The sequence below is a fragment of the Intrasporangium mesophilum genome (genome assembly GCF_054783095.1).
The window spans coordinates 161,858-173,957 of sequence record NZ_BAAGRF010000004.1; the positions used below are offsets into that span (position 1 = coordinate 161,858).

Here is a 12,100-nt window from a genome sequence, read left to right on the forward strand (position 1 = left end):
CCCTAACGGGACTGGTGTGGTCGGCGGGGCGGCCATTGAGCGACGGGCACGTCCGGCGTCGGCCAGATCGGCGTTCGGCGGTACGGACCCACGCTATTTGGGGCACCCGCTGCTGTCCGCGGAACGGAGAAAGTCACCGTTTCCGGCGTGACGCTCCTTTCTGGGCACCCAGATGTGCGAATTGACGCACCGCTCTGGGTGAGCCGACGGAGTGAGGAGCGGCGGGGACCCATTCGTCCTTGGTCAGACGAAGCGCGTTTCGCTCGACCTCGATCCGCCGCGCACCAGTGGTCTTGCCGGTGCTCGGGAGTCCAACCGTCAGGAACAGGGTTGGATGCCTCATGGTCAACGGGCGGCAGCGGACGGGCCGGAGTCGACCCGGGCCGCCTCGTCGGACGTGAGCAGCACGACGTTGCCATCGGGGTCATCGACCATCGCAGCGTACGGGCCGGCGGTCTGCGTGGGCGGCATACGGCCGGGATGGCCGGCGGCGACGAGGTCAGCCCAACGCTGGTCGACGACGGCGTTCTCGCCCACATAGAACTCGAGGAGCTGCTGGTAGCCCCCAGCCGGGCGGGCCCACGCTGGGTCGTAGGTGGCCGCGAACGATGTCGTCAGCAGCAGACTGACGCCGCTGCCCATGCGATGAATGACGACAGGTCGACCAGGCAGTGGATCCGGGACATCGAGACCAAGGTCGCGATAGAACGCGATCGACGTCGCGAGGTCGCGGACCTCGAGGATCAGCATGCTGAGCTGGATCTCCATCTGCACACTTTCCCAGGCCGGCATCGGGAAGTCCGCTCGCGGTGCGATGGTTGTCGACCTGACCCTGGATCCGCCCGTACGCTGAAACTCCTGCCGGGCCGCCCGCTTCCCAGGCGGTGTTGGCGCCTTCCGGAGCTGGGAGACCGCGATGACACAGCACCTGGGCAACCTGAGCACCATCGAGGCCTGGGAGCGCGAAGAGGGCGCACCTGCTCCGCTCGGGGCGACCTGGGTGGATTCGGAACAGGCGTGGAACTTCGCGCTGTACTCGCGAGCGGCCAGCAGCGTGACCCTCCTGGTCTACAGCGCCGATGACGTGACGACGCCGATTCTGGAGCTTCCGCATGACCCTTTAGTGCACAAGACCGGTCGGATCTGGCACTGCATGATCAGCGCCTCGCGCGTACCGGGCGCGAGGTACTACGCCTACAAGGTCGACGGGCCTTCCGGCGGCCGCGACCGCTTCGTGCCGGCCAAGGTGCTCAGCGATCCCTACGCACATCGGCTGTACTTCCCACCGGCCTTCTCCCGTGAGGCTGCACGCGGTGACGGGCCGAACGACGGGATGGCCGTGCTCGGCCTGCTGCCCAGCCCGGAGCAAAGCGCGGGCCCGGCGCCCCACCCGGCGCCACGGCATACCCATGACACGGTCGTCTACGAAGCTCACGTCAAGGGTTTCACGGCTCGGGAGAACAGCGGGGTGACGGCCGCGCACCGGGGCACGTTCAGCGGGCTGATCGAGAAGATCCCCTATCTGACCGAGCTCGGCATCACCGTCCTCGAGCTGCTCCCCGTGCACCAGTTCGACCCCCAGGAGGGCAACTACTGGGGGTACATGACGATGAACTTCTTTGCCCCGCATCACGCCTACGCCATCCAGGACCCCGCGGCCGAGTTCCGCGAGATGGTCGCCGCCATGCACGCCGCCGGGATCGAGGTGTGGCTGGATGTGGTCTACAACCACACCTGCGAAGGGGACCCGTCCGGGCCGACCTACAACCTGCGTGCGATCGACAACGACTCCTACTACATCGTTGCCGAGGACGGCTCGTACGTGGATGACTCCGGCTGCGGCAACACCACACAGGGAGCCGATCCGGCAATGCGAGCGCTCGTGGTCCGCAGCCTGCGGCACTGGGCAGGGCTGGGCGTCGACGGGTTCCGGTTCGACCTGGCGTCCATCCTGGCCCGGGACGCCGAGGGGGGTTTCGACCCGACCGCGGCTCCGCCCCTGATCAGCGAGATCGGGGTCCTTGCCGCACAGCAGGACGTCAAGGTGGTCGCCGAGGCGTGGGACATGGGCGCCTATCTGCTCGGGCGCTCCTTCCCGGGCATCATGTGGCGGCAGTGGAACGGCCGCTTCCGCGATGACCTCCGCGGCTTCGTCAAGGGCGATGACGGCCTCGTGCCGGCGCTGATGACCCGGGTCTACGGCAGCTCCGACTTGTTCCCCGACGGCCCCGGCGACGTCTATCGCCCGTACCAGAGCATCAACTTCATCACCGCTCACGACGGCTTCTGCCTGTACGACCTGGTGTCCTACAACGAGCGGCACAACGAGGCCAACGGCCATGGCGGCACTGACGGCTCGAGCGACAACCGGAGCTGGAACTGCGGGTGGGAGGGCGACGAAGGCCTCCCCGACGCTGTGCGGGACCTTCGGCTGCGGCAGATGAAGAACTTCTTCGCGCTGATGATGCTGAGCAACGGCGTGCCGATGGTCGTGGCCGGGGACGAGTTCGCCAACACCCAGCACGGCAACAACAACCCCTACAACCAGGACAACGAGACCACCTGGCTGGACTGGGATCGGCTCACCACCAACCGGGAGCTGTTCGACTTCGCGAAAGGAATGATCGCGCTGCGCAAGTCCCGGCGCAGCATCGCGCGAAGCCGGTTCTGGCGCAACGACGTTCGCTGGTTCGGCACTACTGGCGCGCCGGACCTCTCGCCCCAGTCACACACCGTGGCCTGGCATCTGTCTGGGGCGACCTACGACGAGGACGACCTGTACGTCATGGTCAATGCCTACTCTGAGCCACTGGAGTTCACCGTCCAGGTGCCGGGCTCCTGGCGGGTGCTGGCCGACACCAGTGCGAGCCGGCCGCCGGACCTCTCGCCCAGCGGTCCTGCGGTGACCGAAGGACCTCTGAGCGTGCAGGCGCGGTCGATCGTGGTGCTCAGCGGCCGGCCGGCGTGACCGGCCGCACGCTCCGACCCTTAGCGCACATACACAGGCGGGTTCACAACGACGGTTTGCTGGACCTGGGGTGCCGCCTCGTATGCGTCGTTGCCGGCCTGGTCGGCGTCGATGACGCAGCGACCGGGCCCGGTGTAGTCCACCTTCGTGACGTCGGCGCTGTCCATTTCGCATGCACCGGTGTCGCTGGAGGGGTCCACACTGAACACCACGCGAATGCCTGAGTCCCCGCCAGTGGCGGACAGGGTCGCCGTGTCCCCCGGATATGGGGAGTCCGGCCCGGTAACCGTCATGTCGATCGACTGAGGAATCTTGGCGACCTGGATCGTGCGCTTGACCTGGGGCGCGGGCGCATAGGTGTCGTTGCCTTCCTGGCTGGCGTCGATGACGCAGCGACCCGCGCCGGTGTAGCTCACCTTCGTGCCGTTGGCCCCGGACACTGCACACACCCCGGGATCGCTGGAGGGGTCCACGCTGAACCTCACAGGGTTGCCTGACCTGCCGCCCGTTGCGGAGAGCTTCGCCGAGTTGGTCACCTGAGCCTGCACCGGAGCCGTGAAGGAGATCGACTGGGCCGTCCTGGCTACCTTGATCGTCCGCTGGACCTGGTGGGCGGGCGCATACGTGCCCTTGCCGGCCTGGTTTGCGTCGATGACGCAGCGACCCGCGCCGGTGTAGCTCACCCTCTTGCCGTTGGCCCCGGACACTGCACACACCCCGGGGTCGCTGGAAGGGTCAACGCTGAACACGACGACATTGCCTGACCTGCCGCCTTTGGCGGACAGCGTCGCCGACTGGCCCACCTGACCCAGCGCTGGAGCGGTGAAAGAGATCGCCTGCTGATGTCTGGGCACCGCGATCACGCTGACTGACTGCTGGGCCTGGGGTGCGGCCAGATAGCTGTCGTTGCCGGCCTGGTCGGCGTCGATGACGCAGGTGCCGGCCTTTCGGAACGTGACGGTGGAACTGGAGACGGAACATATCTGAGCGCTCGAAGGGTCGATGGTGAAGATGACCGGTTTTCCCGAGCCACCGCCGATCGCCTCCACGTGGTACGTCTGACCGGGGGCGGGACCGGTCGGTGACGCGGAGGTGAACGTGATCGACTGTCGGGCCAGATCTGTTGCGCCGCCGAACGCGATCGAGAGCCCGGTCCCGATCGCCGCTCCGGTGAGCAGGACAGCCGAGGTGACGACGCGCTTGCGGGAGAGGACCACTCTCTTCGCCTGCAGTTGCAGGTGGATCACGGAGACGCCCTCGGCGCTCACTTCGAGCTCGAACTCGCCGCCACGCGATCCCGCCGGCGGAACGAACTTCTCGGAGAACTCGAACGGCCCCTTCTCCGCGTCGAGCTCGAACTCCCACCCCTGCGACCAGTCGGAGCCGTGGTGGGAGACGGAGACCTTGACATCGATGCTGGCGATCCCGCAGTTCTCGAGGGACAGAGTGAGGGTGCCACTCGGCCAGGTGGCGAACGTGGGCTCTGCGGTGAGACGGAGGCACGGCTTGATGATGAGCGTGCATCGACTCTCGGCCCGTCCAGGCATTCCAGATCTCGGCCAGGAAAGGTAGAGGGGATAGGTGCCGTAGGGGAACCGCCGCGTGGGGTGGATCTGGAGGGTGTACTGCGGAGGGTGCGTCTCACTGGTACGAACGATGTGAGCCCAAGCCGGGTCGAACTTCGGGTTGTCCGAGGCCACCTCAAAGTCATGAATGGACGGAGCCGGCTCCCCTGAATACACGGTAAAGGGGAAGCGGGCGGTCTCCCCCGGCACGATCTGGCGCTCAGCCACCTCGAGAACGACATCAGGTGCAAGCCCACCTGTCCGAGTACCTTTGCCATTGACCTTCATGGCCCACCTCCATAGCCAGGCAGAGGTACGACGGCGGGCTCTCAGCCTCGATACGTCCGTGCTGCCAAACATTCGCGGGTGCCTTCGCCCCCACTCATGAAGACGCGTACGCAGGCCTCGTGATACGGCCTCCGAGGCTCGCACCCGAGGGGAGACCGACCAGCGCGGCCGTCAGTCGATGGCGAGGCTCGACGATGGTCCCTGGATGGCGTGCTCCGCCCGCCATCCGACCTGAGGCTCCGAGCCTAGCGACGGTCGCGACGGTCGCGACGGTCGCGACGTCGAGCCGCGACCGCCGGCCGGCGGCACCGATGCTGCGAACGTCAGGCGCGCGCCATCGTCACGTGGGTGACACCGAGAGCGTGCGCCTCGGACACCCGGTTGAACCCGGCCAGCCGCTCGTCCTGGCTCTCGAAGCAACGGACGCCCTCGCCCAGGAAGGTGTGTGCGATGACGAGGCGCAGCTCGTCGACGACTCCGGCGTGCACAGCATGACGCAGCGTCGTCGGGCCGCCGAGGATCACGACGTCACGGTCGCCCGCCGCCTCCTGCGCGGCGCGCACTGCGGCGACGACGGCGGCCTCGCCCGTCACCAGAGTGAACGTGCTCCCGCCGTCGACGACGATCGGGTCGCCCGGGCGATGCGTCGGCACGAAGACCGGGAGCAGGTCGAACGTGCCGGGTCCCCAGATCTTCAGGCCGACGCCGAGCATGGTGCGCCCCAGGACGACAGCACCCGCGCCCTCGAACGTCGCCGCACCGACCTTCTGGTTGACCGGGTCGTCGCCCGTCATCCACTCGTGGAGCCGCTCCCCGCGCCTGCCGAGGGGGTGCTCGTCACTGGTGTCGAGACCGGCCCCGAAGCCGTCGAGGCTGATCGACAACGAACCGCGGACCCTCCCCATGACGGGCCCTCAGCCCCGGGCCGCGTTGCGGGCGGCCTCTTCGCGCATCCGCTCCTCACGCTCGCGCAGCTCCGGCGTGAACTCCTCGCCGAAGTCCTCAGGCGAGTAGACCTGACGCAGCTCGAGGTACTGGCCCGGGTCGGGAACGCACGACGTGGGCCACTTCTTGAGCCACTCGAGGGCCTCGTCGCGCGAGCTCACGTCGATGATCGTGAATCCCGCGACGAGCTCCTTCGCCTCGGCGAACGGCCCGTCGGTGACGACCCAGTCACCGCTCTCCCACGTGAGGCGGGAACCCTTGTTCGTCGGGTGCAGACCCTGCCCGTCGACGAAGACGCCGGCCCTGAGCATCTCCTCGTTGTACGACTGCATGTCCGCGAACTGCTGCTCGGTGCCCATGCTTCCCTGTTCGGAGGCAGGGGAGGCCGGGACGATGATCATGAAGCGCATTGCGTACTCCTTCGTTTCGTTCTCCGAGGCCGAAAGGGCCCTGGTCACCCCTACGTCGAACGACCCCCGCCGCCTTCGACACGAACCGAACGACGTACTTCCTACAGCTCCAGTCGTGCGGTGGCGCCAGACGGCACGCCCTCCCGGAAGGCCGCACCGTCGCGAGCCGCCTGCCCGATCGCCTCGAGGATCGGGACCAGGCCGTCGTCGTCGACGTGTCCCGTCACCTCGTCGGCGACCGCCTGGACCTCAGCAGGTGCGTTGCCCATCGCCACGCCCCACGCCGCCCAGTGCAGCATCTCCATGTCGTTGCGCTGGTCGCCGCAGGCGACGGTGTGGATCGGCTCGACGTGAAGGCGTCGCCGCACCAGCTCGAGGGCACTGGCCTTGGACACCCCCTCGGGGTTGATGTCGAGCCACGCTGACCACCCCACGGCATACGACACCTCGTGCAGGCCCGCCCGCTCCACGAGCTCCATGAACTCCTCGGCGCTGGCCTCGGGCTGGCGCAGGGTGACGCGGGTGACCGGGTGCTCGACGAGCTCCTCCCAGGACACGACACGCGAGGCCCCCATGAGCTCGCCCTCGGGGAACGGCCTGCTCACCTTGAAGCCCACACCGAGCTCCTCGACAGCGACGATCGCGTCGGGCAGGGCGACCCGCATCTTCTCGAGCACGCCCTTGGGGTCGAACGTGACGGTGTCGATGATCGTGAACCCGTCGGGCGTCGCGGGGTCGAGCTGAAGGGTCACCGCGCCGTTCGAGCACACCGCGAACCCGTGTCGCAGGTCGAGTTCCTCGAGGACCGGCGTCGTGGCGATGATGGACCGACCGGTCGCGACCACGACCTCGACGTCGTTGGGCAGTGCGCGGACGGCCTCGCTGACGCGCGGCGACAGCTCACCCATGTGGTTGAGCGTGGTGCCGTCGAGGTCGAGCGCGAGCATTCGGCGTGACATGCCCCAACGCTATCTGGCGGACGAGACACGCCCGATGGACCCAGCCGACGTATGCCGTCCCGCCGGCTCAGGGGGCAGCGGCGCCCCGTCGGCGGGTCGGTCAGCGCGACGCCGCCCGCGACAGCCGAGCGGCAAGCAGCCGGAGCGCCTCGCCGAGCTCAGGGGCCGCCGCGACGTCGAACGTGAAGTCGGCGTCGAGCATCGCCAGGTGCATCGCGAGCTGCATCGCCGAGTCACTGCCCACCTCGACCCGGCAGGTGGCGGCGTCGACCTCGTGCACCGGCACGGACTGGGGCAGCCGGCGGGCGACCTGAGCGGCCGGAGCCTGCACGACGACGGAGGCACGGTAGGCCCAGGCCGCCGTCGAGATGCCCGCCGCGACTCGCCTCTCGACCTCCGCGTCGGACAGCTCTCGGGCCACGAAACGAGGACCCGCGGGCAGGTGCAGCCGCATCCGGTCAACCCGGAACGTCCGCCAGTCATGCTTGTCGACGTCGTGGGCCAGGAGGTAGTACTGCCGCCTCGAGCTGACGAGGCGGTGTGGCTCGACGACCCGTCGGCTCCCCGTGCCCCGATGGGTCTCATAGTCGAACCGCAGCCGTTCGTGGTCACGGCAGGCGGCCGCGATCGCCATGAGCACGTCGGGGTCCACAGGTCGCGCGTCCGTCGGGCTGTCGGGCGGGAGCGGCACGATGGAGGCCGACAGGGTCGAGACGCGCCTCCGCAGGTGCGACGGCAAGAGCGGCTCGAGCTTGGTCAACGCGCGCACCGAGGTCTCGTCGATCCCCTGAACCGGCCCGACCGCGGCCGTGCGCAGACCGATCGCGACCGCCACCGCCTCGTCGTCGTCGAGCAGCAGGGGCGGCACGGACGCTCCCACGCCCAGCCGGTACCCGCCACCGACCCCGGGCACGGCATCGACGGCATACCCGAGGGCGCGCAGGCGCTCGACGTCGGTGCGCACCGTACGGTCCGTGACGCCGAGCCGCTCGGCGAGCTGGGGACCGGTCCAGTCCCGCCGCGACTGGAGCAGGCCGAGGAGCTTGAGCAGCCTCGCTGACGTCTCGAACATGCGCAAAGTCTGTCGCAGATTGCGGAAGAAAGTCTTCCGCGATCCTTCCTAGCGTGAAGGCATGAACACCGACAGGAGCACCACGCCAACCACGCCAACCACCTCGAGCACCGACATCCGACCCTTCCGGATCGACATCCCGCAGCCCGACCTCGACGATCTCGTCGCGCGGTTGGGCAGCACCCGCTGGCCCGCGGACCGGGCCGGCGACGAACCCGAAGACTGGAGTCGAGGGGTGCCCCCGGCATACCTGCACCGACTCGCCGAGTACTGGCGGAACGAGTTTGACTGGCGCTCAGTTGAATCCGCACTCAACGAGCTCGACCAGTTCACGACAGAGATCGACGGCCAGACGATCCACTTCTTCCACGTCAGGTCGCCTGAACCGGATGCGGTCCCGTTGCTGCTGACGCACGGCTGGCCGAGCTCGCCCGTCGAGTTCACCCGCGTCGTCGGTCCACTCACCGACCCGGCCTCCCATGGCGGCGACGCCTCAGACGCGTTCCACCTCGTCATCCCGTCCCTGCCCGGCTACGGGTTCTCGACGCCCCTGGGGCCCGCGGGCTTCAACCTCTTCGCCGTTGCCCAGGCATGGGCCGAGCTCATGCGGCGGCTGGGGTACGACCGGTATGCGGTCCACGGCACCGATGTGGGATCCGGCGTGGCCGGGATGCTGCCCATCGTCGACCCCGGACGGGTCATCGGCGTGCACCTCAGCGGGACGGGCGCCGCCGCGCCCTTCGACCCACCTCTCGAGGTCGAGACCCTCACCGGGGCCGATCGCGATCGGGCCTTGCGGCACAATGCATTTCGCGAAGACGGGACCGGCTACCTCGCGATCCAGTCGACCCGTCCGCAGACTCTCGCCTACGCACTCACCGACTCGCCGGTCGGACAGCTGGCGTGGATCGTCGAGAAGTTCCATGAGTGGACGGACCCCGCGAACATCGAGCCGGACCAGGCCGTCGACAGGGACCAGCTGCTGACCAACGTCAGTCTGTACTGGTTCACCAGGTCCGGCGCGTCGACAGCGCACGCGGTCTACGAAGGGATGCGCGCCTGGCGGGCCTTCGCGGCCCAGCAGGCCACAGCGGCCGGCGAGTCCGAGGGCTCGGGGTCTGGCGGAGGCTGGGACGCGCCCGCGGGGCCGCCGACCGGTGTCGCGGTGTTCGCCGCGGACACGACGATCCGCAGCCTGCTCGACCGGGACGGCACGATCGGGCACTGGTCGGAGTTCGACCGGGGCGGGCACTTCGCCGCCATGGAGGTGCCCGGCCTGCTCACCGACGACCTCCGGGCGTTCTACCGGCCGCTTCGCTGACGTGTCTGACCTGGCAACACACCGAGAAGCTGCATGCTCCGACGGTTATTTCCGCAGGACCTCGCGGTTTCTCGGTGTGTTGCCGCAGAAGGGCGGGGTCAGGAGTGCTCGGCGAGGTCGGCGAGGGCGGCCTCGATCCCGCGGTGCAGGGTCGGGTACGCGTAGATCATCGACCGGAGACGCGCGATCGGCACCTGGCCGTGCACGGCCACCGCGAGCGCCCCGAGCACCTCTCCGCCGGCCGGACCCATGGTCGTCGCCCCGACGAGAACGCCGCGCTCGAGGTCGGCGACGACCTTGATGATGCCGTCGGCCTTGACGATCCACCCGCGCGTGGTCGATCCCATCGGGGTCGACCCGACGGCTACGGACGCGAGGCGCTGGCGGGCCTGGGCCTCGGTGAGCCCGACGGCACCCACCTCGGGGTCCGTGAACGTCACGTGCGGCAGGGCGGCATACTCCGCGGGCGGACCGTCCTCGCCGAGGATGTCCCGGACGACGATGCCTCCCTGGTACATCGACACGTGGGTGAAGGCCCCCTCACCCGTGATGTCGCCGACGGCCCACACCCCGTCCGTCACGCGGCAGCGGTCGTCGACCGACACGGTCCGCGCATCCTCCGGGACGCCGACGCTGGGCAGGCCAACGCCCTTCACGTTCGCCCGCCGTCCCGTCGCGACGAGGATCCGCTCGGCCTCGACGGAGGATCCGTCTTCGAGCGTCACGCGTATGCCGTCACCCGCCTTCTCGACGCGGGTTGCCTTGGCGCCCAAGCGGACAGCGATGCCTTCAGCGTCGAAGGTCTTCGCGAGGATCTCTGAGGCCTCGGGCTCGTCGAGCGCGAGCAGCCGGTCGGCCGCTTCGACGATGGTGACCCGGGTGCCGAACCGCGCCACGGCTTGGCTCAGCTCGCACCCGATCGCGCCTCCGCCGAGCACGATGAGGCTCTCGGGCAGCTCGGGGGCCTCGATGACCTCGTGGTTGGTCCAGTGGGGAACGTCGGCCAGGCCCTCGATCGGCGGGACCACTGCGGTGGTCCCGGTGTTCACGACGATGCCCCGCGTCGCGGTGTACTCCGTGCCGTTGACCTCGACGACGCCGCGACCGCGGATCACGCCGGTGCCGCGGACGAAGGTGGCGCCCTTGCCGGTGAGCCGGTCGACCGCCACCTGGTCGTTCCACGAGTCGGTCGCCTCGTCGCGGATCCGCTTGGCGACCACGCCCCAGTCGGGACTCACGTCGGTGACCGTGCCGGCGAGGTCGGGGACGCGTCGAGCCTCGGCGAGGGCGTCCGCGGCGCGGATGATCATCTTCGACGGGATGCAGCCCCAGTACGGGCACTCGCCACCGACGAGGCGGTTGTCGATGCCGAGGACCCGAAGGCCCCGCTCGGCGAGGGTCCCGGCAACATACTCACCACCTGGCCCGAGGCCGATGACGATGACATCGAAGGTGCGGTCGGAGTTGGCCATGGCACACCCTTACCCATGAAGACCGTTGCGGTCGAGAGGCGCGACGTCAGGGCGCGCCGGACACGGCGAGCGGAGCGAGCCCATGTCATTGTTCGGCGCGCGTCGCGCCTGGACTGACGAGCGAAGCGAGCGCCAGCGAGCGAGTCGAGGAGGGAAGGCGCGACGTGAAGGCGCGCCGGACACGGCGAGCGGAGCGAGCCCAAATGATGGCCCGCACCGGCGGCTGCGCCGCGAGCACGCTGGCGACGATGAGGACCATCGCGACGAGGTGCACCGGGCCGAAGTGCTCGCCGAGGACGACGACGCCGAGCAGGACCCCGACGACAGGGTTCACGAGGCCGATGATCGACGCCGACGTGGGCCCGAGCACGGACAGCCCGCGGAACCAGAGGACGTACGCGACCCCGCTGCCGAGCAGGCCCAGGTAGGCCAGAGCGCCGATCGCGGGCAGGTCGAGCGCCGGCGGCGCGCCTTCGACGACGAGGCCGAGCGGCAGGAGAACGAGGCCACCGGCGACGAGCTGCCACGAGGTGCTCGTGAGGACGTCCGCCTGGGGAGTCCACTTCTTCGTCAGCACGAAGCCGACGGACGACGAGATGACCGCAAGCATTCCCGCGACGAGGCCGACCGCGTCGAGCGGCTTGTCCAGGCCGTTCTGCAGCACGAGCAGGCCGACGCCGAAGAGGCCGACCACACTGGCGGCCAAGGAGACCCGGGCTGGGCGCTCGCTGAGCAGCAGCCACGCGACCGTCATCGTCACCATCGGCGCGGTTGCGACCATGGTCGCTCCCAGCCCGCTGGGGAGACGATATGCCGCGAGGAACAGCAGCGCGTAGAACACTCCGATGTTCAGGGCCCCGAGCACGGCGGACCGCCACCACCAGTCACCGCGAGGCAGGCGCCGGACCCACAACAGCATGAGCAGGCCGACCGGAAGGGCGCGAACGGTGGCCGCGAAGAGCGGACGCCCAGGTGGCAGCCACTCCTGCGTGACGGCATACGTCGACCCCCACACAGCGGCTGGCACCGCGGTCAGCGCGATGGTCGCCCACTGGCTCTTGTTACCTTCCATGGAAGGTAAAATACCTTCTCAGGAAGAT

10 protein-coding genes are annotated in these 12,100 nt (G+C 68.9%); 2 read left to right on the forward strand and 8 right to left on the reverse strand.

Translation table 11 applies throughout. The features are described from left to right. Positions 1-345: 345 nt before the first annotated feature. Entirely contained in the window at positions 346-768 is a 423-nt protein-coding gene (locus tag ACYVLP_RS04110; protein ID WP_460626062.1) for a VOC family protein, read from the reverse strand. Between the two features lie 148 nt (positions 769-916). Here ACYVLP_RS04110 and ACYVLP_RS04115 point away from each other — a divergent pair, with 148 nt between their 5' ends. Further along, positions 917-2,968, forward strand: coding sequence for a glycogen debranching protein (locus ACYVLP_RS04115; protein ID WP_460626063.1), 2,052 nt, complete (start codon positions 917-919; stop codon positions 2,966-2,968). Positions 2,969-2,988: 20 nt separating this feature from the next. Here the strand turns inward: ACYVLP_RS04115 and ACYVLP_RS04120 are convergent, their stop codons facing one another. The 5 genes from ACYVLP_RS04120 to ACYVLP_RS04140 form a co-directional block, all read right to left on the reverse strand. Further along, complete coding sequence (locus ACYVLP_RS04120) at positions 2,989-4,761, reverse strand: hypothetical protein (RefSeq protein ID WP_460626064.1); 1,773 nt, start codon at positions 4,759-4,761, stop codon at positions 2,989-2,991. A gap of 383 nt (positions 4,762-5,144) precedes the next feature. Continuing rightward, positions 5,145-5,726 (reverse strand): dihydrofolate reductase family protein, encoded by a 582-nt coding sequence (locus tag ACYVLP_RS04125; protein WP_460626065.1) that lies wholly within the window; start codon positions 5,724-5,726, stop codon positions 5,145-5,147. Positions 5,727-5,735: 9 nt separating this feature from the next. Beyond that, on the reverse strand, positions 5,736-6,176 hold the full coding sequence (locus ACYVLP_RS04130) for a YciI family protein (protein WP_460626066.1): 441 nt from the start codon (positions 6,174-6,176) through the stop codon (positions 5,736-5,738). A 101-nt stretch (positions 6,177-6,277) separates the two neighbouring features. Next, positions 6,278-7,135, reverse strand: coding sequence for an HAD family hydrolase (locus ACYVLP_RS04135; RefSeq protein ID WP_460626067.1), 858 nt, complete (start codon positions 7,133-7,135; stop codon positions 6,278-6,280). A 100-nt stretch (positions 7,136-7,235) separates the two neighbouring features. Next, positions 7,236-8,207, reverse strand: coding sequence for a helix-turn-helix transcriptional regulator (locus ACYVLP_RS04140; protein WP_460626068.1), 972 nt, complete (start codon positions 8,205-8,207; stop codon positions 7,236-7,238). Between the two features lie 61 nt (positions 8,208-8,268). Between ACYVLP_RS04140 and ACYVLP_RS04145 the strand changes: the two genes are divergently transcribed. After that, positions 8,269-9,528: an epoxide hydrolase family protein gene (locus ACYVLP_RS04145; RefSeq protein WP_460626069.1), complete on the forward strand. Its 1,260-nt coding sequence runs from the start codon at positions 8,269-8,271 to the stop codon at positions 9,526-9,528. Positions 9,529-9,626: 98 nt separating this feature from the next. Here the strand turns inward: ACYVLP_RS04145 and ACYVLP_RS04150 are convergent, their stop codons facing one another. Further along, the gene (locus ACYVLP_RS04150; RefSeq protein ID WP_460626070.1) at positions 9,627-11,000 is read right to left on the reverse strand and encodes a dihydrolipoyl dehydrogenase family protein; all 1,374 of its coding nucleotides are present in this window, start codon (positions 10,998-11,000) and stop codon (positions 9,627-9,629) included. A gap of 85 nt (positions 11,001-11,085) precedes the next feature. After that, positions 11,086-12,072, reverse strand: a complete 987-nt coding sequence (locus ACYVLP_RS04155; protein ID WP_460626071.1) for an EamA family transporter — start codon at positions 12,070-12,072, stop codon at positions 11,086-11,088. Positions 12,073-12,100: the final 28 nt, after the last annotated feature.